The organism is Arthrobacter sp. MDB1-55 (assembly GCF_059092925.1).
Map to the genome: position 1 here is coordinate 1,282,671 of NZ_JBNHID010000001.1, position 23,310 is coordinate 1,305,980.

General features: G+C 64.0%; 24 protein-coding genes. 9 read left to right on the forward strand and 15 right to left on the reverse strand.

Going from position 1 to position 23,310, the window contains the following annotated elements; genetic code table 11:
• Nucleotides 1–189: 189 nt before the first annotated feature.
• The 8 genes from secF to pdxT form a co-directional block, all read right to left on the reverse strand.
• Nucleotides 190–1,206 carry a protein translocase subunit SecF gene (secF, locus tag AC5RU3_RS06095; RefSeq protein WP_493965045.1) on the reverse strand — a complete coding sequence of 339 codons (1,017 nt, stop codon included), beginning with the start codon at nucleotides 1,204–1,206 and terminating at the stop codon, nucleotides 190–192.
• Nucleotides 1,203–2,963 (reverse strand): protein translocase subunit SecD, encoded by a 1,761-nt coding sequence (secD, locus tag AC5RU3_RS06100; RefSeq protein ID WP_309071861.1) that lies wholly within the window; start codon nucleotides 2,961–2,963, stop codon nucleotides 1,203–1,205. The genes secF and secD overlap by 4 nt, the downstream gene beginning before the upstream one ends.
• Before the next feature lie 68 nt (nucleotides 2,964–3,031).
• Nucleotides 3,032–3,496 (reverse strand): preprotein translocase subunit YajC, encoded by a 465-nt coding sequence (locus tag AC5RU3_RS06105; protein WP_309071860.1) that lies wholly within the window; start codon nucleotides 3,494–3,496, stop codon nucleotides 3,032–3,034.
• A gap of 239 nt (nucleotides 3,497–3,735) precedes the next feature.
• A complete protein-coding gene (gene ruvB / locus AC5RU3_RS06110) occupies nucleotides 3,736–4,851 on the reverse strand; it encodes a Holliday junction branch migration DNA helicase RuvB (protein WP_309071859.1) in 1,116 nt (371 codons plus the stop codon).
• Nucleotides 4,851–5,480 (reverse strand): Holliday junction branch migration protein RuvA, encoded by a 630-nt coding sequence (gene ruvA, locus AC5RU3_RS06115; protein WP_309071858.1) that lies wholly within the window; start codon nucleotides 5,478–5,480, stop codon nucleotides 4,851–4,853. The genes ruvB and ruvA overlap by 1 nt, the downstream gene beginning before the upstream one ends.
• 134 nt (nucleotides 5,481–5,614) lie before the next feature.
• Entirely contained in the window at nucleotides 5,615–6,187 is a 573-nt protein-coding gene (ruvC, locus tag AC5RU3_RS06120; RefSeq protein ID WP_309071857.1) for a crossover junction endodeoxyribonuclease RuvC, read from the reverse strand.
• Nucleotides 6,188–6,217: 30 nt separating this feature from the next.
• Nucleotides 6,218–6,976, reverse strand: coding sequence for a YebC/PmpR family DNA-binding transcriptional regulator (locus AC5RU3_RS06125; protein ID WP_309071856.1), 759 nt, complete (start codon nucleotides 6,974–6,976; stop codon nucleotides 6,218–6,220).
• The gene (gene pdxT / locus AC5RU3_RS06130; protein ID WP_309071855.1) at nucleotides 6,960–7,685 is read right to left on the reverse strand and encodes a pyridoxal 5'-phosphate synthase glutaminase subunit PdxT; all 726 of its coding nucleotides are present in this window, start codon (nucleotides 7,683–7,685) and stop codon (nucleotides 6,960–6,962) included. The genes AC5RU3_RS06125 and pdxT overlap by 17 nt, the downstream gene beginning before the upstream one ends.
• A 125-nt stretch (nucleotides 7,686–7,810) precedes the next feature.
• On the opposite strand from pdxT, the gene AC5RU3_RS06135 reads away from it, so the two are divergent.
• Nucleotides 7,811–9,082, forward strand: coding sequence for a Mur ligase family protein (locus AC5RU3_RS06135; protein ID WP_309071863.1), 1,272 nt, complete (start codon nucleotides 7,811–7,813; stop codon nucleotides 9,080–9,082).
• Complete coding sequence (locus AC5RU3_RS06140) at nucleotides 9,079–9,846, forward strand: type 1 glutamine amidotransferase (protein WP_309071854.1); 768 nt, start codon at nucleotides 9,079–9,081, stop codon at nucleotides 9,844–9,846. The genes AC5RU3_RS06135 and AC5RU3_RS06140 overlap by 4 nt, the downstream gene beginning before the upstream one ends.
• Before the next feature lie 45 nt (nucleotides 9,847–9,891).
• Here the strand turns inward: AC5RU3_RS06140 and AC5RU3_RS06145 are convergent, their stop codons facing one another.
• Entirely contained in the window at nucleotides 9,892–10,905 is a 1,014-nt protein-coding gene (locus tag AC5RU3_RS06145; protein ID WP_309071853.1) for a CapA family protein, read from the reverse strand.
• On the opposite strand from AC5RU3_RS06145, the gene AC5RU3_RS06150 reads away from it, so the two are divergent.
• From AC5RU3_RS06150 to AC5RU3_RS06165, 4 genes are all read left to right on the forward strand, one after another.
• Nucleotides 10,904–11,167, forward strand: coding sequence for a hypothetical protein (locus AC5RU3_RS06150; RefSeq protein WP_309071852.1), 264 nt, complete (start codon nucleotides 10,904–10,906; stop codon nucleotides 11,165–11,167). The genes AC5RU3_RS06145 and AC5RU3_RS06150 overlap by 2 nt on opposite strands.
• A gap of 96 nt (nucleotides 11,168–11,263) precedes the next feature.
• Complete coding sequence (locus tag AC5RU3_RS06155; protein WP_309071851.1) at nucleotides 11,264–13,282, forward strand: M3 family metallopeptidase; 2,019 nt, start codon at nucleotides 11,264–11,266, stop codon at nucleotides 13,280–13,282.
• On the forward strand, nucleotides 13,279–13,989 hold the full coding sequence (locus AC5RU3_RS06160; protein WP_309071850.1) for a GNAT family N-acetyltransferase: 711 nt from the start codon (nucleotides 13,279–13,281) through the stop codon (nucleotides 13,987–13,989). The genes AC5RU3_RS06155 and AC5RU3_RS06160 overlap by 4 nt, the downstream gene beginning before the upstream one ends.
• 61 nt (nucleotides 13,990–14,050) lie before the next feature.
• Nucleotides 14,051–14,887: a polysaccharide deacetylase family protein gene (locus AC5RU3_RS06165; RefSeq protein ID WP_493965046.1), complete on the forward strand. Its 837-nt coding sequence runs from the start codon at nucleotides 14,051–14,053 to the stop codon at nucleotides 14,885–14,887.
• Between the two features lie 44 nt (nucleotides 14,888–14,931).
• On the opposite strand, the gene AC5RU3_RS06170 is transcribed toward AC5RU3_RS06165, so the two are convergent.
• From AC5RU3_RS06170 to thrS, 6 genes are all read right to left on the reverse strand, one after another.
• Entirely contained in the window at nucleotides 14,932–15,261 is a 330-nt protein-coding gene (locus AC5RU3_RS06170) for a TfoX/Sxy family protein (RefSeq protein WP_309123649.1), read from the reverse strand.
• A 14-nt stretch (nucleotides 15,262–15,275) separates the two neighbouring features.
• Nucleotides 15,276–16,292: a CapA family protein gene (locus tag AC5RU3_RS06175; RefSeq protein ID WP_309123648.1), complete on the reverse strand. Its 1,017-nt coding sequence runs from the start codon at nucleotides 16,290–16,292 to the stop codon at nucleotides 15,276–15,278.
• Nucleotides 16,293–16,627: 335 nt separating this feature from the next.
• A complete protein-coding gene (pdxS, locus tag AC5RU3_RS06180; protein WP_309071904.1) occupies nucleotides 16,628–17,542 on the reverse strand; it encodes a pyridoxal 5'-phosphate synthase lyase subunit PdxS in 915 nt (304 codons plus the stop codon).
• Nucleotides 17,543–17,691: 149 nt separating this feature from the next.
• Entirely contained in the window at nucleotides 17,692–18,303 is a 612-nt protein-coding gene (gene pgsA / locus AC5RU3_RS06185; protein ID WP_309071905.1) for a phosphatidylinositol phosphate synthase, read from the reverse strand.
• Nucleotides 18,293–18,910: an HIT family protein gene (locus tag AC5RU3_RS06190; protein ID WP_493965047.1), complete on the reverse strand. Its 618-nt coding sequence runs from the start codon at nucleotides 18,908–18,910 to the stop codon at nucleotides 18,293–18,295. Before AC5RU3_RS06190 ends, pgsA begins: the two co-directional genes overlap by 11 nt.
• A 6-nt stretch (nucleotides 18,911–18,916) precedes the next feature.
• Complete coding sequence (gene thrS, locus AC5RU3_RS06195; RefSeq protein ID WP_309071907.1) at nucleotides 18,917–20,932, reverse strand: threonine--tRNA ligase; 2,016 nt, start codon at nucleotides 20,930–20,932, stop codon at nucleotides 18,917–18,919.
• A 267-nt stretch (nucleotides 20,933–21,199) separates the two neighbouring features.
• Between thrS and AC5RU3_RS06200 the strand changes: the two genes are divergently transcribed.
• The 3 genes from AC5RU3_RS06200 (at nucleotide 21,200) to AC5RU3_RS06210 (ending at nucleotide 23,304) form a co-directional block, all read left to right on the forward strand.
• Nucleotides 21,200–21,457, forward strand: coding sequence for a mycoredoxin (locus AC5RU3_RS06200; protein WP_309071908.1), 258 nt, complete (start codon nucleotides 21,200–21,202; stop codon nucleotides 21,455–21,457).
• 132 nt (nucleotides 21,458–21,589) lie between these two features.
• Nucleotides 21,590–22,675 (forward strand): S-(hydroxymethyl)mycothiol dehydrogenase, encoded by a 1,086-nt coding sequence (locus AC5RU3_RS06205; RefSeq protein ID WP_493965048.1) that lies wholly within the window; start codon nucleotides 21,590–21,592, stop codon nucleotides 22,673–22,675.
• The gene (locus AC5RU3_RS06210; RefSeq protein WP_493965049.1) at nucleotides 22,675–23,304 is read left to right on the forward strand and encodes an MBL fold metallo-hydrolase; all 630 of its coding nucleotides are present in this window, start codon (nucleotides 22,675–22,677) and stop codon (nucleotides 23,302–23,304) included. Before AC5RU3_RS06205 ends, AC5RU3_RS06210 begins: the two co-directional genes overlap by 1 nt.
• Nucleotides 23,305–23,310 lie beyond the last annotated feature (6 nt).

Sequence of the window (23,310 nt, forward strand, 5' to 3'; positions counted from 1 at the left end):
ACTATCCAAGTTTATCCACCGCGCGAGACTTCCCGTGCACGTTTCGCCTCACGGAGTAAGGATCGGATCCTGCCTGGCTGCACGCTGGTGCCGGGCTCGAGCCGCTGCCGAACCGGGAACGGGAAAGCGGCCCGATATCCAGGGGTACCGGGCCGCTTTCCGGGCCTTGATCTTCCGTCAGGGCTTCCGCTAGGCGGGTACCGTGGGCGACGGTTCGCTTGCTTCAAGCGAGCGACGGTGCAGCACGCGCTTTTCCTGTTTGCGGATCTCCGGCTCATTCATCCGCAGCATCGCGTACATCGGAGCCGCCACGAATACCGTGGTCAGCGTACCGATGATGATGCCGACGAAGAGGGCCAGCGACAGGTCCCGCAGCGTACCCGCGCCCAGCAGCATTGCCCCGATGAAGAGGATGGCGGCCACCGGCAGGACGGCCACGACCGACGTATTGATGGACCGGACCAGGGTTTGATTGACCGCGAGGTTCACCTGCTCGCTGAAGGTCCGTTTGCTGGACACCTCCAGATCCGCGGTGTTCTCGCGGATCTTGTCGAAGACCACGACTGTGTCATAGAGCGAATAACTCAGGATGGTGAGGAACCCGATGACGGCGGACGGCGTTACTTCGAAGTCGCTGAGCGCATAGATGCCCGCGGACGTGGTCATCACCACGACCAGCGCCGCCATCGCGGCCACGGACATCTTCCACGTGCGGAAATAAATAGCCATCAGCAGCGCAGCAAGGGCGACAAAAACAATGAGTCCGATGATCGCCTGACGGCTGACGTCCTCACCCCAGGTCGGTCCCACGAAGTTGGAGGTGACCTCCTCCTCCGTAACGTCATAGGCGCCGATCAGCGCGTCGCGAACACTCAGGGTCTGGTCGTCGGTCAGCCGCTCCGTCTGGATCCGCATGGTTCCAGGCGCGATGTTGGTCACCCGTGGAACAGCTTCCGGTACGACGTTGGTGACCGCCTGTTCACCGGCGGTGACATCCGTGTTCTCCACGTTCGACACCGTGAACTCCGACCCGCCCCGGAAGTCGATACCGAGGTTGAACCCGCCCTTGACGATCGGGATCAGAATCGACAGCAGGATGGCAGCCGCCGCGATGAGGAACCATAGCTTGCGCTTGCCCACAAAGGGGTACGACCGCTTGCCGGAATACAGCTCATTTCCGAACTCGGCGAAACTGAAACGGCTCATCGGTTATCCCCTTCCTCGGATCCGCGTGCTTGCGCAGTAACGGTCTTTTGTTCTTCAGCGGCCTTCCGCTGTTCGGCGAGGCGCCGCTCCGCAATGGTCATGCGCCGTTCCGCTTCTCCTGCCGCTGCCTTGTTCCGGCCGCGCAGTTCAACCTCAGGCCGTTCCACTGGCTTGTGCCGCACTCGACCGGCTCCGCGGTATAGCGGAAGCGCACCGAGGCGTGACGGGTCGAGGCCCGACCAGCGGTGGCCTTCACCGAAGAACCGGGTCATCGCCAGCAACCGCATCATGGGGTGGGTGAAGAGGAACACGACCACGAGGTCGGCAATGGCGGTGAGGCCGAGTGTGAACGCAAACCCACGTACGTTGCCGACGGCCACGAAGTAGAGCACGACGGCGGCAAGCAGGTTCATTGCCTTGGAGGCGAGTACCGTGCGCTTGGCTCGCCTCCAGCCGTTCTCGACCGCGGATACCAGGCCGCGACCGTCGCGAAGCTCGTCCCGGATACGTTCGAAGTACACGATGAACGAGTCGGCGGTCTGGCCAATTGCGACGATCAGTCCGGCCACACCGGCGAGCGACAGGCGGTAGTTCTCAGTCCAGCCGAGGATACAGATCGCAAGGTAGGTGAGCGCGCCGGCCACCACCAGGGAGGCAATCGTCACCAGGCCGAGCATCCGGTACTGGAACAGCGAGTACACGGCGACGAGAACCAGGCCGATCACGCCCGCGATGAGGCCGAGGCGCAGCTGGTCGGCGCCCAGGGTGGCGGAGATCTGCTGCTCACTCTGGATTTCGAAGCTGATCGGCAACGCGCCGTACTTCAACTGTTCGGCCAGAGCCGCCGATGACTCCTCGGTGAAGCTGCCGCTGATCTGCGGCCGCCCGTCAGGGATCACAGCGTTGGTTGTCGGGGCCGAGACAATGATGCCGTCGAGCACGATGGCGAACTGGTTCCTCGGGTCGCCGGAGCCGATCGCGAACAACCGCTCCGTGACCGAGCGGAAAGTTTCCGTTGCCTCATCGTTGAAGTCGATGTTGACGACCCACTCATTGAGGGTCTGGCCCTGCGAGCTGCGCGCCATGCCGTAGTCGGCGGAGTCGATCTCCGTACCGCGAACCTCGACCGGTCCGAGGATGTACTTGCCCTGCGTGTCCGGCTCACACGCAACCATGGGCTGGTCGGCCGGCGCGGGCTCCACCGCAGGCTGCAGGGCTTCGGGATTCGTGCAGTCCGTTGTCTCGAATTCCTGCATCAGTTCAGCGGTGATCCAGTTCGGATCACTCCCATCCGTGGGTTCCGCGCTGGGCGTCGGCAGCTGGTCTTCGGGCGTCGGCGTCTCAGCGGCCGGGGCAAGCCCGGGCCCGCCGAACAGGACCGGCCGGAACTCCATCTGCGCGGAAGCCTGGATCAGCTCCCGTGTTTCAGGTTCCGGGATGCCGGGGAGAGCAACAATGACGTTTCGACCGGACTGCGTGCTGATCTCGGCCTCGGCCACGCCGCTGCCGTCGACGCGCTGTCGAATGATTTCGACCGCTTGGTCAAGCTGCTCGGGGGTGATTTCGTCGCTACCCCCCTGAACCTGAGGCGCAAGGATCATCTGGGTACCACCCTCGAGATCGAGGGCCAGCTTTGGTGCCCAGCTGGCGCTACTCCACAGCGAGCCGCCGCCGAGCAGCAGCGCGAGGAGTGCAAAGACGACGCCGAGCCAGACGAGTGTGCGTCTGGCGGCGGAGCCTGGGCCGGTTCGTGCCATGGTGGGTGAATCCTTCGGGTGTTGGAGCGCGAGACTTGACGGAGCCTACATAGGGGCCGGGTCGCAGGTTACTGGTCTTTGTCGTTTCGGTCGCGGGAGTTTTCCCGGTTCAGTCGCTCGACGGTCTCTTCCGGGGTCTCCTCGCGTACCGGGCGCTGGTCATCCGTGGCCGGGTCCGTCAGTGAGGAGGCATCGTTCGGAACGGTACCTTCATCCTCGACCACCGGCTCAGGGGTGACAACCTTGGTCAGCGTCTGGGTATGGACCGTGGCCGTGACACCCGGCGAGATTTCAATGACGGCCTTGTTGTGTTCGTCATCGAGGGAAACGATGGTGCCGAACAAGCCGAAGTTGGTCATGACTTCGGTTCCCGAAACCATCTGGGTGCGCTGCTCGGCAACCTGCTGCTTCATCTTCCGTTGCTTGCGGAACATGGTGAAGATCAGGAAAGCCAGGGCCAACGGGAGCAGCAGGCTGAAGATGTCAAAGCCGCCGGTTGTCTGAGTGGTCTGGGCAACTACGTTTGCGAGCACAGAGAAGATCCGTTTCTATATTTGGTCGGCGCAGCGGGCCGCAACACATGCGGTTGCGACGCCGAATTCCGCGGCCACGCGCGGTCTGCAGGGGTACTGCCTTCAGGGTATCGACTCCGTGCCCCGTATTTCACAACGGTGAGACGGGACAGGAAACCGTGAACAGCGTTTCCGGCGATTTAGACCATGCGTGTGCCACACGTCATACCAGTCTACGGGGAACCCGGCGCAACTGACGCCTAGCCCTCGTTACGACTCCATTCCGTTTCGTTCTCCAGAGCGGTTCCCAGGGCGGGATCTTCCTGATAGACGGAGAACAGGTCCTCAGGCATGGCGGCAGCGACGGTTGGCGGCATGACCAGTCCGAGGTGTTCCCATGCAGCAGCCGTGGCAATACGTCCCCGGGGCGTTCGGCCGAGCATCCCTTCACGCACAAGATAGGGCTCGGCCACGGTTTCCACGGTCTCGGGCTCCTCACCTACCGCGATCGCGAGCGTGGAGAGGCCCACCGGTCCCCCGTTGAACTTCGTGATCAGGGCGGTCAGCACCGACCGGTCTAGCCGGTCAAGGCCCTTCGCGTCGACTTCGTACATGTCCAGGGCGGAACCGGCGCATCGTGCGTCTATGACGTCCACGCCGTGCACGAGTGCCCAGTCACGAACGCGGCGCAGCAACCGGTTCGCGATTCGGGGAGTGCCCCGCGATCGACCCGCAATCTCGGCAAAGGCCGCGGAGTTGACCCGCATGTCCATCATCATTGCCGAACGCCGGAGCACGAGTTCAAGCTCCGCGGTGGAGTAGAACTCAAGGTGCCCCGTGAACCCAAACCGGTCACGCAGGGGACCCGGAAGCAGCCCTGCCCGGGTAGTGGCCCCAACCAGCGTGAATGGCGGAAGTTCCAGCGGGATCGCGGTCGCCCCGGGGCCCTTGCCCACAACGATGTCGACCCGGAAGTCCTCCATGGCCATGTACAGCATTTCCTCGGCGGGGCGCGACATCCGGTGGATCTCGTCGAGGAACAGCACCTCACCTTCAGTGAGTGACGAGAGGATAGCCGCGAGATCCCCGGCGTGCTGGATCGCAGGACCGGAACTGATCCGCAGCGGGGCGTTCATTTCTGCTGCGATGATCATGGCGAGGGTGGTTTTTCCGAGTCCGGGCGGGCCGGACAGCAGCACATGGTCTGCGCTTCGACCGCGCATGCGCGACGCTTCAAGAACCAGGGACAACTGTCGGCGCACCCTCGCCTGGCCCACGAAGTCGTCGAGGTTCTTCGGCCGGAGGGCTGCCTCGACGGCCCGGTCCTCAGGATCGACCGAGGGCGAGACGAGAGGTTGTTCCTGATCTGCCGCCATCAGTTCACCGAGGCCCGTGCCGAGCTGCGCGCACCGTCCTGGCCGAGCCGGCGCAGGGTGAGCTTCAGGATGGCGCCGACGTCACCGGCAGCAGCGGTCTCCGGCGATTCCTTGACGGCTGCCTCTATGGCCGAGCCGGCGTCCTTCTCCGACCAACCGAGGCCCATCATGGCTGCGAGGACCTGCGACTGCCAGGCACCGGCTGAGGTTGCTGGTGAGTCAGCCTCGAGCGGAACAAGCTTGTCCGCGAGTTCGAGCACTATTCGCCGGGCCCCCTTGGGCCCGATGCCGGGAACCTTGCTGAAGGCCTTGTCATCACCCGACGACGCCGCGGTGCGGATGGCTGCCGGAGCATGCACGGCGAGGACAGCCAGCGCGAGCCTTGGGCCGACACCGCTGACCCCTAGCAGCGTTTCAAAGACCTCGCGCTCCTCCGGCTCGGTGAAACCGAACAGGGTCATCGAGTCCTCACGGACGATCATCGATGTGAAGACCTTGGCCTGGTTCCCGGGACGCAATGTTGAGAGGGTCTGGGGCGTTGCCTGCACCTGCATGCCGAACCCGTTGACGTCGAGGACAGCCGAGTGCAGGCCGACGTGGCTTACGGTCCCGGTCAGAGAGCTGATCATGCGTGCGGCTCCAGGTGCTGAGGATTGAAACGAATAACACCGAACATATCTACGAATCAGCGTACGGGCAGGCGGTGACTATTTCACGCCCGCCACACCGATGCCGAGGCAGAGGCGGATTCGCATACGGGCGCTTAGCGCCGTCGTCGGGCTTTCGCTTCTGCTTCTGCCCACAGTCGTTGCGCTGCGGTCAGGCCGGAACCGCCTTGCGCACGGACGGACGACGACGAACCGGTTCGCCAGGCGTGCGTGATGGCCAGCGCCAGTGCGTCCGCCGCGTCGGCGGGGGTCGGTGCGGTGGAAAGCCGCAGGATCTTCGTGACCATCTTCGTCACCGCAGCCTTGTCTGACTGGCCGTTGCCGGTAACAGCGGCCTTGACCTCGGTGGGCGTGTGCAGTGCGACAGGAATCCCGCGGCGTGCAGCCGCAGCAATCACGACGCCGGATGCCTGCGCTGTACCCATCACGGTGCTCACGTTCAGTTGACTGAAGACACGTTCGACGGCGAGGACGTCCGGCGCATGGGTATCAAGCCACGTGTCGACCGACTCCGCAATCATGAGAAGCCGCCGGTCGAGCGTGTGGTCAGCGGGTGTGCCAACCACTCCGACGGCCACGAGCGTGGCCCGGCGGTTTGGTTCGACATCGACCACCGCCAACCCGCAGCGCGTGAGGCCAGGGTCGATACCCAGGACGCGCAAGGTCACCCGGAACGCTCCGGGACCGCCTGAATGAGACTAATCGTCGCTCTCCAACTCGGCCATGACGTCTTCGCTGAGGTCTGCGTTCGAGTACACGTTCTGCACGTCGTCCAGCTCTTCGAGCGCGTCAACCAGCTTGAGGAACTTGCGTGCGGCATCGGCGTCGAGCTCCACCTGCATGGAGGGGACAAACTCGACCTCATCGGTCTCGTACTCGATCCCTGCTTCCTCCAGGCCGGCAACGACGGCGCGCAGGTCGGAGGGCTCGGAGTGAACGTCGAAGGAGTCCCCCGATTCCTTGACTTCTTCAGCGCCGGCGTCGAGGACTGCCATCAGCACGTCATCTTCGGACAGGTCCTTCTTCGGCAGCGAGACAACGCCCTTGCGTGCAAACAGGTACGCCACCGAACCAGGATCGGCAACGGTTCCGCCGTTGCGGGTGATGGCTACCCGGACCTCGGAGGCGGCACGGTTCTTGTTGTCCGTCAGGCACTCGATCAGCAGGGCTGAGCCCTGGGGGCCGCGCGCTTCGTAAATGATCTCCGAGTAATCGATGACCTCGCCGGTCAGGCCGGCGCCGCGCTTGATCGCGCGGTCGATGTTGTCGTTGGGAACAGAGGTCTTCTTGGCTTTCTGTACGGCGAGTTCCAGTGCAGGGTTGCCCGACAGGTCGGCTCCACCGGCACGGGCGGCAACCTCAATGTTCTTGATCAGCTTCGCGAAGGACTTTGCACGTTTGGCATCGATCACGGCCTTCTTGTGTTTGGTGGTTGCCCATTTAGAGTGCCCCGACATGCTCTGCCCTTCTGGTAGCGATCATCGATAGGAAAAGCTCGTGGATGCGGTGCTCACCGGTGACCTCCGGATGGAAGCTGGTGGCAAGCAGGTTTCCCGAGCGAACTGCAACAATTCTAGCGATCGGCGGTGCGTGGCCCTTGCCGGCGTCCTGCTCAGCGCCGTGTTCGGCCGGCGGAGTATCAGGCGCCTCGACCTGCGCGAGGATCTTCACCGACTCTCCTACCTTTTCCACCCACGGCGCACGGATGAATACCGCGTGGACATCGTCGCCGTCTCCCGGCAGCTCGGCGAACGGCAGATCCGTCTCGAAGGATTCCCGCTGCCGGCCGAAGGCATTGCGGCGCACAACGATATCCAGCCCGCCGATAGTCTGCTGGGGACTGCCCTGCAGGTCCACCGAAGGATCCGCAATGGTGTCGGCCAGCATGATCATTCCGGCACAGGATCCGTAGACAGGAAACCCGTCACGAATGCGTTCACGGAGCGGCTCGGCAAGGTCGAAGGCGCGGGTCAGCTTGTCCATGGTAGTCGACTCGCCGCCGGGAATGATCAGGCCTTCGACCTGGTCCAGCTCGTCGGGACGCCGGACGGGCGAAGCGACGCCTCCGAGGGATTCGATCACCCGGATGTGTTCGCGGACGTCACCCTGGACGGCGAGAACGCCCACGCGCAGCGCGGAGCCCTGAGGAGAATTGGTGGAAGTCACCGACCCATTCTAGTTTGGCCAGAGCCCTTCCCACCGAATCGATCACGACGCCGGCTCCTCCCGCCGCTGAGGTGCGCATGCCTAAGACGCTTGCAAACCGCGATAAGTTAGACATCATGTCTGTTCTGTCGAGCGTGAGCGTGCCCCTGGGCAAAACAGTGCGGGCGCTTTCCCGTTTACGGGGTGGCGGTTCTGCGTTCCCGGGTCTGGTAGTCGAGCGGATCGACCCCGGTTTCATGGCGCGAGCGCTACGCAACCTCCCCCACGGGGTCATCGTCGTGAGTGGGACCAATGGCAAGACCACCACTACCAAGATGGTCGTTGAGCTCCTCGAAGGCCAGGGCCTGAACGTTTTCACCAACCGGACCGGCAGCAACTTCACCCGCGGGGTCGCCGCTGCACTCCTGGGCGACGTCGACTGGCGGGGCCGTCTGAAGGCCGACGTCGCCGTCCTCGAACTGGACGAGGCCCACGCGGTCCACTTCGTGAACCTGGTTCCGCCGACGCACTGCCTGCTGCTCAACGTCCTGCGCGACCAGCTGGACCGCTTCGGTGAGATCGACAAGACAACCCGGCTGCTTGAGCAGATCGCGGTGAAAACCACCGGCACCGTCGTCCTAAACCGGGAGGACCCGCGGGTCGCCTCCATCGCGTCGTCGGTCCGGTCGGCATCGGTGGCCTACTTCGGCCTGGACGAATCGTTGCGTTCGACCTTCCCCAGCGATGATGACCTGCGCGGCGCCACCGGCACCGCTCCGGCCTCGAGTCTTCCGGCCGACGTCGTGCTTGAGTCTGTGAACTCGAATACCGCGACGTTCTCGATGGACGGCGAAACGAGCACAATCGAGCTGAGCCTGCGCGGCGTCTACAACATCTTCAACGCCGCCGCTGCGCTGGCGATGGCGCGAATCATCCTGGGTGGTAACGCGAAACGCGCAGAGATGCTCAGTTCGCTGGCAGCGGTTGAGCCTGCCTTCGGCCGCGGTGAATCGCTCGTTGTGGACGGTCAGCCCCTCGAACTCGTCCTCGTGAAGAATCCGAGCGGTTTCCGGCTGGGCCTGAAATCATTCGATGCCGCCGGGTACGCGACCATGATCGCCATCAATGACAACTATGCGGACGGCAGGGACATGTCGTGGCTCTGGGATGTCGATTTCGACAGCCTGAGGAACGACGGCGTCGACATGGTCAGCGGCGTCCGCGCCTATGACATGGCCCTTCGCCTCCAGTACGACGACGTCGCCGCCCGCGACATCGACCCGGACACCGGTTCCGCCCTGCGCACCTTCATCAGCCGCGCGAAGGGTCAGCCGAAACGAATCTTCTGCACCTACACGGCGATGCTCGCCATCCGCAGGGATCTGTCCAAAATTACCGATGTGAAGGTGGTTTCATGACTTCCGGCGCCCAGGAGAGCACTCCAGTACACAGCAATTCAGCACACAAGGGCACGCTGCGCATCCTGCAGCTGTACCCGCGGGACATGAACATCTACGGTGACTGGGGCAACGTACTGGTGCTCAAGCAGCGCCTTGCCTGGCACGGCTACGATGCCGAGATCCTCGAACACAACGCCGGTGATACCTTCCCGGACGACGTCGACATCCTGATCGGCGGCGGCGGCCAGGACAGCGGGCAGGTGGTGATCCAGCAGGACCTGCAGTCCAATGCGGCGCACCTTCGCGCGCTGGCGGAGGACGGCACGCCGATGCTGGCCATCTGCGGCCTCTACCAACTGTTCGGCAACTTCTTCAAGACGCACGACGGCACAGTCATCCCCGGCATCAGCATCCTGGACATCGAGACACACGGCGGCAGCGAGCGGCTGATCGGTAACGTCGTTGCCCGCAGCGAGGAATTCGGCGACATCCACGGCTATGAGAACCACAGCGGCCAGACCTACCTCGGTCCCGGTGTCCGGCCTCTTGCGACAGTGACCAAAGGCGAGGGCAACAACTCTTCCGAGGATCACGAGGGCGCCCGCCACCTCAACATTGTTGCAAGTTACCTCCACGGTTCACTGTTGCCGAAAAACCCGGCGATCGCGGACTTCCTCATCCGTGAAGCAGCCACCCGCAAGTTCGGGTCTTTCGAGCCCGGTGACGTGGACGACAGCCTGGCTGAGCTTGCGCGCCGGCACGCCGCGACCCGCCCACGCTGACCGGGCCCTGAGCCACCAGCTCCGCTGAACCAGTCCCCGGCCGGACTATTCCTCTTCAGACACCAGCCACTGGTGAGCACCGTCGTCGGACGCTCCGAAGGCGTCCACCGTTGCGAGGGTGCGCGCCTTGACGGCTTCCTCGTGCTCGGGAGTCGAGCACGAGCCGGGCTCCCGGTCCGGTGCCAGCGAGCACCAGCGGTACGGGTCCCGGACGATGACGGAAGGAACCCAGGCCAGATCGCTGACCGTCCACTCACCCGATTCGTCAGCGGCGAATTGAGCCCGGATGGTCAGCCCTTCGTTGTTCACGTCATACACCGGTGACAGCTCGGTCACTCCGTTGCCGAGTCCGTACACGATCCAGGTGTCGTTGTAATACTCGATGGGAAGCACCGAGTGCGTGTGGTGTCCATAGATGAAGTCGACGGCCCCGCTGTCCGCCAGCGCGTGGGCGAGGTCGATCTGCTGCTGGTTGGGCAGTGAAGCGTACTCATCTCCGGCGTGGATGGCAGCGATAACGACGTCGGCGCCTTCCGCACGCGCCCGTTCTGCCTTCGCGATCATTGTTGCGGAGTCGAGCATGTCCACCTGCCACGGGAACTCCGCGATCAGCCCGTTCAGCCCGTAGGTCGCCTCGATGACCGCTACCTTCGCCGCGGGTGTCTCGAGAATCATCAGCTCGCGCGATTCTTCCTCCGTCCGGTAGGAGCCGGTGTGCGGCAATTCCAGCCGATCGAGTGTGTCCAGGGTGCGCACCAGCCCTTCGGTGCCGGCGTCGATCGTGTGGTTGCTTGCAGTGGTGCAGGCGTCGTAGCCGACGGCCTTTGCGGCGTCGAGGATCTGCGGGGGCACGTTGAACTGCGGGTAGCCGCTGAACGGTCCTTCCGGTGCGGCAACCGGGGTTTCCATGTGGCACATGGCGAGATCACTGGCCTGGATGTACGGACGCTGTCCGGACAGGAGCGGCTCGAAGTCGAGAGAGCCCTTGCCGGTCTGCTGGGCATCGGCGGTGGCCTGCTCCCATAACTGCGGGTGTACCAGAAGATCGCCCGAAGCCATGAACGAGAAACACCGGTCGGTGGGGCAGTCGGGACCCCTGCCGGGAGTCGGCTCCGGCGTGGGTTCCGGCGCCTCCGACGTGGAGGCGGTTTCAGGCGCCGAGGAGGCGGCGGGCGCTGTCGTCGATGGTTCTGCGCCCTCCGTGGTTCGCCCTTCCCCTGCCCCCATGCAGCCTGAGCACGCAAGCGTGAGCGCCAGTCCCAGCGCTGCCCACCTGCCTCGTACTAGCGCCTTTTCGGACACAGCTTCCTCCCTCGGGTGATGACTCTCAATGATAGGTGCGGCACAGCACGGATTCGGGGAGAAACGGCCCCGATCTGCTGGAGTGGCGCCAACCGTTATGCCAAGGTTGGTTTCCATGAGCAATCCCTTCCTCAGTCCCAGTACGCTGCCGTATCAGCTGCCGCCCTTCGCCCAGATCCGAGAAGAGGACTACCTTCCGGCCTTCGAAGCAGGCATGCAGGAGCATCTGAGCGAGATCGACGCGATCGTCTCCAACCCTGAACCAGCGACGTTCGACAATACGATCGTTGAGCTGGAACTGGCCGGTGAGACTCTCCGCCGCGTCTCTCTGGTGTTCTACAACAACTCGTCGGCGCACTCCACCGACGGTATACAGGCGGTGGAGAAGGAGATTGCACCGCGGCTCGCTGCGCACGGGGACAACATTTACCTGAACACCGCTCTCTTTGCGCGCGTCAACGCTGTCGATGCCTCCGACATGGACCCCGAATCGGCGCGGCTCGCCGATGAATACAGGCAGCGTTTCGTCCGCGCGGGTGCCCAGCTCGACGATGATGCGCAGCACCGCCTGCGCGAACTGAACGGAAAGCTCTCCGAACTCGGCACCGAGTTCAGCCAACGGCTGCTCCGGGAAACGAATGATTCTGCGCTTCTGATCGACGACCCGGCGGAACTGGACGGCCTGACAGCGGACGACGTCGCGTCAGCGGCCGACGCCGCCAAGGCAGCAGGACATCCGGGCAAATACCTCCTGACCCTCATCCTGCCCACCTCCCAGCCTGCACTGGAGTCCCTGACCAACCGGGAAACCCGGCGCCGCCTCCACGAAGCCTCCATCAACCGCGGCTTCCGCGACAACTCCAACAACACAGTCGGCGTCGCGGCGACCATGGCCGCCCTGCGTGCAGAACGCGCCGCCCTGCTCGGCTTCGCCAATCACGCCGAGCTCGCCACGGACGACCAGACGGCACCTTCGTTGGACGCCATCCACGACATGCTGGGCCGGTTGGCAGGACCTGCGGTGCGGAATGCGCGTGCCGAAGCTGAACAGCTGGAGAGCGTTGCCGGCCACCCGATCGAGGCATGGGACTGGTCCTTCTACTCCGAGAAGGTGCGCTCGGAGCGTTACGACGTCGATCTGTCCGCGCTGCGCCCCTACTTCGAGCTGGACCGGGTACTCAAGGACGGGGTTTTCTTCGCCGCGAACAAGTTGTACGGGCTGTCGTTCCATGAGAGTGACGACCTGCAGGGTTACCATCCGGATGTGCGGGTCTGGGAGGTCCGCGAGGAGGACGGAACGGAACTCGGGCTGTTCCTCGGGGACTACTACACGCGCGAGACCAAGAACGGCGGCGCCTGGATGAATTCCTTCGTGGAGCAATCCCGGCTGGCCGGGACGCGCGCCGTCGTCGTCAATAATCTCAATGTCACCCGGCCGCCGGCGGGTGAACCCACGTTGCTGACGTTCGACGAGGTCCGGACCACGTTCCACGAGTTCGGACACGCACTGCACGGTCTGTTCTCGAACGTCGCCTATCCGCTGTTCTCGGGCACGAGCGTGCCCCGCGACTTCGTGGAGTACCCCTCACAGGTCAACGAGATGTGGATGCTCTGGCCGGAAGTGGTGAATAATTACGCGCGCCACCACCAGACCGGCGAGCCGCTTGCCCAGGACACGATCGACAAGCTGGTTGCCGCACGGCAGTGGGGTGAGGGATTCGCCACGACCGAGTATCTCGCCGCTGCACTTCTGGACTTGGCCTGGCACGAGCTGCCGCCGGGGACAACGGTGGAGGATCCACTAGCCTTTGAGAAGCAGGCACTGCACGACGCCGGAGTGGACTACGCACTTGTGCCGCCGCGGTACCGCACCGGTTATTTCAAGCATATTTTCGCGGGCGGCTACGCGGCAGCGTACTACGCCTACATCTGGAGTGAAGTCCTTGATGCGGACAGCGTCGAGTGGTTCAAGGAGTCCGGCGGGCTCACCCGCGAGAACGGCGAGCACTTCCGTCGTGAGCTGCTCTCGCGCGGCTACAGCGTCGACCCGCTCGAGGCGTTCGCTGCATTCCGTGGGCGGGCTGCAAGCATCGATCCGCTGTTGGCGCGTCGAGGGCTGGCTGAGAAGCCATGACCACGATCGCCGGTTGCCAGAGGCTGCAGCGGGCATGGTTCGCTGCGATGGCCCGGGCAACCGGCGGCAGGACTTTCTCGACGCACGAGTGTGACTGGATCTGGCTGCCTGCACGGCGCGAGCTCATGCTGATGTTCCCGACTGCAGTGTCCCCTGCCGGGTTGAGGCCCGGCCTCGCCGAGGGGGTCCGGCTTGGGGCGGGGACCGTGGGTGTATGGCTCAATGGTGCGGTTCGGGGACAGGAGCTTGGAAGCTTCGGCTTCGAACAGGGCTGGCAGCCGTGGTGGATGAGCGCTCCGGTTGACGCTGTCACTGCCTTCGACAGCAGTGGAACGACCATTACGGCGTCGGTTTCTGAGTTCGATGGGCCGCCTGCCACTGAACTGGCTGTCGCCCGGGCCGAACCGCGGAGGGCCTGGCACGCGGTGGCGCGGCAGGGTGAGTCCCTCGTTGGGTCGGCGTATTCGTTTTATGACGGGATCGACAACCCCCGCGGCCTCGGCGGCGTCTTCAACATGGAAGTCCACCCCGGGTTCCGTCGTCGCGGGCACGGCACAGCTCTTCTTGCAGCCCTTGCCCGGGAGGCCGCGGCGGCGGGCGCCAGGGAGCTCGCGTTGAATGCCACGCCCGAAGGTTACGAGCTGTATTCCCGCCGCGGCTTCGAACTGATCGGGCGTGGGCAGACCTGGTGGCTGCGGCTGGACTGAGCGGCCTCTCAGCCGTTATACGCTTCTAGCTGCGGCAAAATTCTTGGGGGAAGGTTTCACTGTGGAACGACGGGCGTTTATCGGTGCGCTGGCAGCTACCGGAATCGGTTGTGGGCTGGCGGCCTGCGCCGGCGCCGAGCGAAGCTCAAGCGGCGCACAGGTCCTGACGAAGCCGCCCGCAGCACCAAAACCTACTCCTTCACCGATCTCAACCTCCCCCACTCCGAGTCCGGTGCCGGCTCCTCCCGCCGTAACGAAGGTGCCCCTGCCTCCCGGCATCATCACCGGCCTTCCCACGACGGAACCCGTCCTCGCCTGGACGGTCGACGATGGGTCTGACAGCGAAGTCGTGCGGCGATACGCCGAGTTCGCCCGTGACAGCGGCACCCGGCTTACGTTCTTCCTCAACGGCTCATACCCGGGCTGGACCGAGCACGCTTCCCTCCTGAAGCCGCTCGTCGCGTCCGGGCAGGTGCAGGTCGCCAACCACACGTGGTCCCATGCCGATCTCACCAGCGTGAGCGACGCGGAAGTGGTCGCCGAACTCCAGCGCAACCACGATTTCATCTCCGCCACCTTCGGCGTCGACGCACGCCCGTACTACCGCCCGCCCTACGGGTACCGCGACGCGCGTACGGACGCTCTCGCAGCGTCGATCGGCTACACGTGCCCAGTCCTGTGGTACGGCTCCCTCGCTGATTCGGGTCTGCTGCCCGAGCAAGAAATCGTTAATCTCGCCACCGAGTGGTTCAGGCCCGCGCACATCATCATTGGTCATCTCAATTACCTGCCCGTCACCAACGTGTTCCCACAACTTCGTCAGCTGATCAACGACCGTCAACTCATCACCGTGACGTTGAACGACATCTTCACCCCCTGGGCGCCGGGCGCACGGTGAAATTCGCGCTCACACTGACACACGTTGCACCTGCACCCGCCGCTCTAGCGCGAGTGAAAGTCAAGAGCGACGCCGATCCACTGCATGAGGTCCTCGTCCCCCAGCAGCGCGTCGGGCTGCACGGTGAGCCAACCCGGACCCATGGGCCGTTCTATACCCATGAATGACAGGCCGGCGCCCTTCCGCTGCAGTAATTCTTCGCTGTCGGCCGGATCAACCCGGACGAGGAGTGACCCGTCACGACCAGCGGATACCAGCATCCGGTCCTCCAGCATGAACGCTATCCCGCCGAACATGGCGACCTCGCGAACGGGCCCGCCGTCTTGAATCATCGACCTGATCCGGGCAGCCAGTGCCTCACGCTCTGCAGTCATCCCATCTCCCTGTCCTAGTCCTCAACTCCAGGCCACTCCACTGCACCCGCCTCCGCTGCTCCCAGAGACTCCACCGTTGCCTTGGTGCGCGCGCGGCTCGCGGCGTCCTCCTCATTCGAGACGCATGACGCTCCCGAGGCGGCCATCTCCTGCAGGCTGGAGGCTGCCACAGGGCACCAGCGATGTTCAGGACCATTCCAGGTGGCCGGCAGCCAGCGAAGCTCGGCCACCTGGAACCCGCCGTCGTCGTCGCGTTCGAAGTCCGCACGGACCAGAAGGCCCTCCGTGTTGCGGATATCCGGCGTGAGATGGGCGGCAATGGTGTTCCCGAGACCATAGACGATCCACACGCCGTTGTACTTCTCGATGGGCAGCACCGAGTGGCTGTGGTGTCCGTAGATCAGATCGAAGCGGCCGCTGTCCACCAGTGCGTGCGCCACCTCCTGCTGCTGAGCATTGGCGTAGTCGGCGTACTCGTCGCCGGCATGCACAGCTGCGAGTACGACGTCGGCACCCGCATGGCGCGCGGCGTCCGCCTTCGCGATCATCGCGGCTGTATCCAACCGGTCTACCTGCCAGTCAAACTCCGGGACGATCCCGTTGAGCGCGTAAGTGCCGGAGACTATCGCAACCTTCGCCTCTCCGTTGTCCATGATGAACGGTTCTGCTGCCTCCTCGGCTGTGCGGTAGGAACCGGTATGTTCGATTCCCGCCTGATCCAGGGTGTCGAGGGTGCGGTTCAGCCCATCCGTGCCGGCGTCGAGCGTGTGGTTGCTGGCGGTCGTACAGGCGTCGTAGCCCAACGCGGCGACGGCGTCGGCGATCTGCGGCGGCACGTTGAAGGCGGGAAAGCCTGAGAACGGTCCGCTGGGCTCCGCCAGCGGTGTCTCCTGGTGGCAGACAGCAAGATCTGCGGGCGCGACATACGCTTCCTGCGCGGCCAGGAGCGGCCGGAAATCGAGGTCCCCACCGCCGTCGAGCGTTGCCTGTTGCCAGAGTCTCTCATGAAGGAGAAGGTCCCCGGTGAACACAACCGAGAGGCAATCTTCCCCTGGACAGCCGCCCGGTTCCGGCTCCGTTGAAGCGGGCGCTGGTGGTTGCGGCGGAGATGATGCCGTGGCGGAGGTTGCCGGGCCGGAGGATGATGGTGCGGCCGATGATGGTGCGGACGGCGGAGGAGTGCCCGATGGCACGCCCTGGGGAGGCGGGCCGCCCGCCGTACAACCGGTGAGCGACAGAAGCATCACAAGCGTCACGGCTTTCCCGATGGTTCTCCTGCGCCCGCTCACGCGACAAGCCTAGCCCCGCCCCTGGAAACAACGAAGGGCCGGACGAATTCGTCCGACCCTTCATAGTGAAGCGGGTATTACCAGCCGCGCTCGGCGAGGCGGTGCGGCTGCGGGATCTCGTCGACGTTGATGCCGACCATTGCTTCGCCCAGGCCTCGGGAGACCTTGGCGATCATATCGGGATCATCGTGGAAGGTGGTGGCCTTCACGATCGCCGCGGCCCGCTCGGCCGGGTTGCCGGACTTGAAGATACCCGACCCGACAAAAACGCCGTCGGCGCCGAGCTGCATCATCATCGCAGCGTCAGCCGGGGTGGCGATACCGCCGGCGGTGAACAGCACTACCGGGAGCTTGCCCGCAGCGGCAACCTCCTTGACCAGCTCATACGGCGCCTGAAGCTCCTTGGCCGCGACATACAGCTCGTCCTCCGGCATGGAACTGAGCCGGGCAATCTCCGCCCGGATCTTACGCATGTGCATGGTGGCGTTGGAGACATCCCCGGTACCGGCTTCACCCTTGGAACGGATCATCGCCGCACCCTCGTTGATCCGGCGAAGCGCCTCACCGAGATTCGTGGCACCGCACACGAAGGGGACAGTGAACTTCCACTTGTCGATGTGGTTGGTGAAATCCGCCGGGGTCAGGACCTCGGACTCGTCAATGTAGTCAACACCGAGGGACTGCAGCACCTGCGCCTCGACGAAGTGACCGATCCGGGCCTTGGCCATGACCGGAATGGACACAGCCTCGATGATGCTCTCGATCATGTCCGGATCAGACATCCGGGACACTCCGCCCTGAGCACGGATATCAGCGGGAACGCGCTCAAGAGCCATCACAGCAACGGCACCGGCATCCTCAGCGATGCGCGCCTGCTCCGCAGTGACGACATCCATGATGACGCCGCCCTTGAGCATCTCCGCCATCCCGCGCTTGACCCGGCTGCTCCCGGTCACTGGCGCGGTGGTGGAAGCTTCTTCAACAGTGGACACAGTTTGGCCCCTCGGGTAGAGAAAAGATAACAATCCATGATACGCCCGCGCGCAGCCGCAAAGCGTCGGTCAGCAACCAGACGTAACGGAATTGAAGTTGTGCAACCGGACAGCGGCTCCCCGCACGAAGCCGGCGCCAGGAACCGCGCTCAGGTTGCGGCGGCGGCCTGGACCCGCACCGTCATGATGCGCTGCACGATGGTGATGACACTCGCCAGAGCCAGGAGGACCAGCACAGCCAGGAGAACCACCTCCGGCAGGCCCAGTCCGGTCAGCCCGGTCACTACCAACACCGAAACCAGCCGCTCCGCACGCTCGGCTATGCCTACGTTGGCAGTGAAGCCCAGCGACTCAGCTTTGGCCCGTGCGTAGGAAACGATCATGCCGAGCACGAGGCAGGCCAGCGCGGCGAGTGCGATCGCGTTGTTACTGCCGCCGAGGAAGAACCAGACAGCGACGCCGGCGAAAAGTGCACCGTCCGCGATGCGGTCCAGGGTCGAGTCGAGGAAGCTTCCCCAGGAACTGCTGCGCCCCTGCATGCGCGCCATGATCCCGTCAACCACGTCCGAGAAGACAAAAAGTGTGATGAAGACCGTGCCCCAGAACAGCTGCCCCAAGGGATAGAAGACCAGCGCTCCCCCCGCAACACCGACCGTTCCGATAACGGTGACGGTATCCGGCGATACCCGCCATTTCAGGAGCAGCGTCGCCAGCGGTGTGAAGAGGGAGGTGAAGAAGGACCGGGCGTACTTATTCAGCATGGCCCGCACCGGTGTCCATCGAGGCTGCAGCTGCTTCATCCCAGGCCGCTGCCAATTGTTCCCTTACCTCATCGAGGGTCTGGGTGATGGCCTTGGTCTGGGCAATAATTGGGAAGAAGTTGCCGTCGCCGTTCCACCGAGGAACCACATGCTGATGCAGGTGTGCTGCGATGCCCGCGCCGCCGGTGACTCCCTGGTTCATGCCGAGGTTGAATCCGGTGGGCCGCGCCACGCTGCGCAGCGCATGCATGGCTGCCTGCGTAAGCTGCGCGATCTCCAACGTTTCTTCCGACGTGATGTCGGTGTAGTCGGGCACGTGGCGGTAGGGACATACCAGCAGGTGGCCGGGGTTGTACGGGAAGAGGTTCAGGACGACGTACGCACTTTCTCCGCGGTGGACAATGAGCGATTCCTCGTCAGACCGCGCGGGCGCGGCACAGAAGGGACAGTCCTCCTGCTTGCTGAACTGACCCTGGCCACCCTTGATGTAGGCCAGCCGGTGCGGAGTCCACAGGCGCTGGAAGGCATCGGGCACACCGGCCAGCTCAAACCTGTCCGTTACGTCCCCGTCGTCGCCATACTGCCCGTCAGCGCCTGTGTTCCCCATGGACCGCTACTGTTCCCTGCTGCGGACGGCTTCCACAATCCGCTTCACGGCTTGGTCGACCGGCACCTGATTCTCCTGGCTTCCATCCCGGAAGCGGAAGGACACAGCGCCGGCGTCGACGTCATCTCCGCCCGCGATCAGGACGAACGGAATCTTCTCCTTGCTTGCCGTGCGGATCTTCTTGGGGAACCGGTCGGAGCTGATGTCCACCTCGGCCCGGATACCCTCCGCCTTGAGCTTGTCGACGACGTCGAACAGGTAGTCGTTGAACGCGTCCGCCACCGGAATGGCACGCACCTGCACCGGAGCCAGCCAGGCGGGGAAGGCCCCTGCGTAGTGCTCGGTGAGCACGCCCAGGAACCGTTCGATGGAGCCGAACAGTGCACGGTGAATCATGACCGGCCGTTGGCGCGTACCATCCGCTGCCTGGTATTCAAGTTCGAAACGCTCCGGCAGGTTGAAGTCCAGCTGGATGGTGGACATCTGCCAGGTCCGGCCGATGGCGTCGCGGGCCTGCACGGAGATCTTCGGTCCGTAGAACGCCGCTCCTCCGGGATCGGGGACCAGGTCCAGCCCGGATGCCTCAGCGACTTCGGCCAGTGTCCGGGTCGCTTCTTCCCAGGTCTGGTCATCCCCCACGTACTTCTCAGGGTCCTTCGTGGAGAGTTCCAGATAGAAGTCGTCCAGTCCGTAATCCTTCAGCAGCCCGAGGACGAAGTTGAGCGTGGTGGTCAGCTCGTCCTTCATCTGTTCCCGGGTGCAGTAGATGTGGGCGTCGTCCTGGGTCATGCCCCGCACGCGGGTCAGCCCGTGCACCACTCCCGACTTCTCGTACCGGTACACCGACCCGAATTCAAAGAGCCGAAGCGGCAGTTCGCGGTAGGACCGTCCGCGGGAACGAAAGATCAGGTTGTGCATGGGGCAGTTCATCGGCTTCAGGTAGTAATCCTGGCCGGGCTTGCGCACCTTGCCGTCGGCGTCGAGCTCAGCGTCCACGTGCATGGGCGGAAACATGCCGTCGCGGTACCAGTCAAGGTGTCCGGACACCTCGTAGAGGTGTCCCTTGGTGATGTGCGGGGTGTAGACGAATTCGTAACCGGCTTCGACATGCCGCTGACGCGAGTAGTCCTCCATCGCCTTGCGGATGATGCCGCCGCGAGGATGGAAAACGGGCAACCCGGATCCGAGCTCGTCCGGGAAAGAGAACAGGTCAAGTTCGCTGCCGAGCTTGCGGTGGTCGCGGCGCTCAGCCTCGGCCAGCCGCTCCTGGTAGGCCTTGAGGTCATCCTTGGTGGGCCAGGCCGTGCCGTAGATGCGCTGCAGCTGCTTGTTCTTTTCGCTGCCCCGCCAGTAGGCCGCAGCCGAACGGGTCAGCGCATAGGCGTTCGAGATCAGCTTGGTGTTGGGCAGGTGCGGGCCGCGGCACAGGTCCTTCCACACCACGTCCCCGGACTTGCGGTCCACGTTGTCGTAGATGGTCAATTCGCCCGCGCCGACCTCGACGGATGCGCCGTCGTCGTCGGTGATGTCTCCGTTGCCGCCCTTGAGGCCGATGAGTTCGAGCTTGTAGGGCTCGTCCTTCATGGCTTCGCGGGCTTCATCCTCGCTCGCGACCCGGCGCTCAAAGAGCTGGTTCGCGTTGACGATCTTCAGCATCATCTTCTCGAGCTGCTTCAGATCCTCCGGCGTGAAGGGATCGTTGACATCGAAATCGAAGTAGAAGCCGTCAGTGATGTACGGGCCGATGCCAAGCTTGGCATCGGGACGGAGCTGCTGGACAGCCTGCGCCATGACGTGCGCGGCGGAGTGGCGAAGAACGTTCAGGCCGTCGGGGGAATCGATGGTGACGGGCTCAACGCGCGCACCGTCCTCCAGTTCGCGGCTTAGATCCCACAGTTCGTCGTTAACCCGGACTACGACGACGTCGCGCTGCTCCTTGAAGAGGTCCGCTCCCGTAGTGCCGGTGGTCACCCGCTGCTCTTCGCCGTCGACGATGAGGGTGAGTGATGGGGGCGCTGACACTAAGGTCTCCTCTTGATAAGGGTGAACTGAACGGGTTCCAAAATTGGTCAATCAACCGTACCGGCGGACGAGGGGCACAATCCCCCAACACTCCCGCCGCGGTCTTCTCGATGGTATCCGTTACGTCAGCGGCCAACCAACCGAACTCCGGGCCGTAGCGGCAGTGCTCTCGGGGAATGCGCCTCGCTCCCCGGGCGTTATACCTGCCGACAGAAACCACCTCTCAGGCGGATTCGGAACGAGTCCGCCACGCACCAAAGGAGCACTGTGGATTACACACCCGCTGCCGGCACCATCACCATGTTCAGCACCTCGTGGTGCGGTTACTGCCGCAGGCTCAAGTCACAACTCGATGCGCAGGGCATCGGATACCAGGAGATCAACATCGAGGAAGTTGACGGAACGGCGGAACTCGTTGCGTCCCTGAATGGCGGAAACCAGACCGTGCCTACCGTCATCTTCCCGGACGGAAGCACCGCCACCAACCCCTCGGCATCCGAGGTGAAGGCGCGCGTCGGCGTCTAGCCCGCGGTGATTCGGCAGGACACGCCCCTTGTCCGAGTGGATAAGGGGCGTGTCCTGCTTTTTCGATAGTCGTCCGTCCACTATCTATAAGCTGGAGGCGTTCCCCCACCCTCGAGGAAAAGGACAGTGTCAATGCCACACAGCGTCAAGGGCGTCGTCGTCATGGAAAAGGATGCGCCGGCCACCGTCGTCACCATCAATGTGCCCGACCCCGGTCCGGGCGAGGCACTGGTCGACATTCTCACGTGCGGCGTGTGCCACACGGACCTGCACTACAAGCAGGGCGGCATCAGCGATGACTACCCCTTCCTGCTGGGGCACGAAGCCACCGGCGTCGTCAGCGCCGTCGGACCGGACGTCACCAATGTGCAGCCGGGCGATCGCGTCATCCTCAACTGGCGGGCCGTTTGCGGACAGTGCCGGGCGTGTCTGCGCGGGGAAGCGCAATACTGCTTCAATACGCACAACGCCACCCAGAAAATGACGCTCGACGACGGCACCGAACTCTCCCCCGCCCTCGGGATCGGCGCCTTCGCGGAGAAAACGCTCGTGGCTTCGGGCCAGTGCACCAAGGTTGATCCCGATGTGGATCCGGCAGCTGTGGGCCTGCTAGGTTGCGGGATCATGGCCGGCATCGGCGCGGCCATCAACACCGGAAACGTCCGGCGTGGTGATTCCGTAGCTGTGATCGGCTGCGGCGGCGTGGGCATCGCAGCGATCGCCGGCGCAAAGCTCGCCGGGGCAACGCGGATCATCGCCGTCGACATCGACAGCCGCAAGCTGGATCTCGCGAAGGGCCTGGGTGCCACGGATACCGTGAACTCCAAGGAGTCCGACCCGGTCGAGGCAATCCGGGAGCTGACCGACGGCAACGGTGCCGACGTGGTGATTGACGCCGTCGGACGCCCTGAAACCTACAAGCAGGCGTTTTACGCCCGTGACCTCGCCGGGACCGTTGTGCTGGTGGGCGTGCCGACACCGGAGATGACGCTTGAACTGCCGCTGCTGGACGTCTTCGGCCGCGGTGGAGCGCTGAAATCGTCCTGGTACGGCGATTGCCTTCCCTCCCGGGACTTCCCCATGCTTGTCAGCCACTACAAGCAGGGCAACCTTGACCTTGACGCCTTCGTCACCGAGCGGATCGCGCTCGACCAGGTTGAGGCCGCTTTCGCCAAAATGCACGACGGCGTGGTGCTGCGTTCGGTGGTGGAGCTCTGATGGGCGCACGCATCGATCACCTCGTCACTTCCGGCACGTTCTCCCTCGACGGTGGGACGTGGGAGGTGGACAACAACGTCTGGATCATCGGTGATGATTCGGAGTGCATCGTCATCGACGCTCCGCACGACGCCGATGCGATCATTGATCAGATCAACGGACGTCAGGTCCGCGCGATCCTGCTGACGCACGGACATGATGACCATATCCGGGCGGTCGGCGATCTGTTCGACGCGGTACGGGCACCGATCCACCTCCACCCCGACGACCGCATGCTCTGGAATGCCGTGTACCCGGACACCTCTCCGGGCGGCACCATCGCGGACGGAGACACCTTTACCGTCGCCGGAGCGACCCTTCAGGCAATTCATACCCCCGGCCACTCACCTGGCTCGGTGTGCTTCTACCTGCCCGACGCCGGCACGCTGTTCAGCGGAGACACCCTCTTTCGCGGCGGGCCGGGAGCGACCGGCCGCTCGTACAGCGACTTCCCCACCATCATCGAGTCGATCCGCGCCCGGCTGTTGACCCTTCCGCCCGACACCGTGGTGCGAACCGGGCACGGTGACTCGACCAGCATCGCCGAGGAAGCTCCACAACTTGAGGAATGGATCGCCCGCGGGCACTGATTTGCG

What these genes read in the sequence shown, in the direction of transcription:
- secF (WP_493965045.1), bottom strand. Translation starts at nt 1,206, where the DNA reads ATGAGCCGTTTCAGTTTCGCCGAGTTCGGAAATGAGCTGTATTCCGGC.
- secD (WP_309071861.1), bottom strand. Translation starts at nt 2,963, where the DNA reads ATGGCACGAACCGGCCCAGGCTCCGCCGCCAGACGCACACTCGTCTGG.
- ruvB (WP_309071859.1), bottom strand. Translation starts at nt 4,851, where the DNA reads ATGGCGGCAGATCAGGAACAACCTCTCGTCTCGCCCTCGGTCGATCCT.
- ruvA (WP_309071858.1), bottom strand. Translation starts at nt 5,480, where the DNA reads ATGATCAGCTCTCTGACCGGGACCGTAAGCCACGTCGGCCTGCACTCG.
- AC5RU3_RS06125 (WP_309071856.1), bottom strand. Translation starts at nt 6,976, where the DNA reads ATGTCGGGGCACTCTAAATGGGCAACCACCAAACACAAGAAGGCCGTG.
- AC5RU3_RS06140 (WP_309071854.1), top strand. Translation starts at nt 9,079, where the DNA reads ATGACTTCCGGCGCCCAGGAGAGCACTCCAGTACACAGCAATTCAGCA.
- AC5RU3_RS06150 (WP_309071852.1), top strand. Translation starts at nt 10,904, where the DNA reads ATGAACGAGAAACACCGGTCGGTGGGGCAGTCGGGACCCCTGCCGGGA.
- AC5RU3_RS06145 (WP_309071853.1), bottom strand. Translation starts at nt 10,905, where the DNA reads ATGGCTTCGGGCGATCTTCTGGTACACCCGCAGTTATGGGAGCAGGCC.
- AC5RU3_RS06155 (WP_309071851.1), top strand. Translation starts at nt 11,264, where the DNA reads ATGAGCAATCCCTTCCTCAGTCCCAGTACGCTGCCGTATCAGCTGCCG.
- AC5RU3_RS06160 (WP_309071850.1), top strand. Translation starts at nt 13,279, where the DNA reads ATGACCACGATCGCCGGTTGCCAGAGGCTGCAGCGGGCATGGTTCGCT.
- AC5RU3_RS06170 (WP_309123649.1), bottom strand. Translation starts at nt 15,261, where the DNA reads ATGACTGCAGAGCGTGAGGCACTGGCTGCCCGGATCAGGTCGATGATT.
- pgsA (WP_309071905.1), bottom strand. Translation starts at nt 18,303, where the DNA reads ATGCTGAATAAGTACGCCCGGTCCTTCTTCACCTCCCTCTTCACACCG.
- AC5RU3_RS06190 (WP_493965047.1), bottom strand. Translation starts at nt 18,910, where the DNA reads ATGGGGAACACAGGCGCTGACGGGCAGTATGGCGACGACGGGGACGTA.
- AC5RU3_RS06205 (WP_493965048.1), top strand. Translation starts at nt 21,590, where the DNA reads ATGCCACACAGCGTCAAGGGCGTCGTCGTCATGGAAAAGGATGCGCCG.
- AC5RU3_RS06210 (WP_493965049.1), top strand. Translation starts at nt 22,675, where the DNA reads ATGGGCGCACGCATCGATCACCTCGTCACTTCCGGCACGTTCTCCCTC.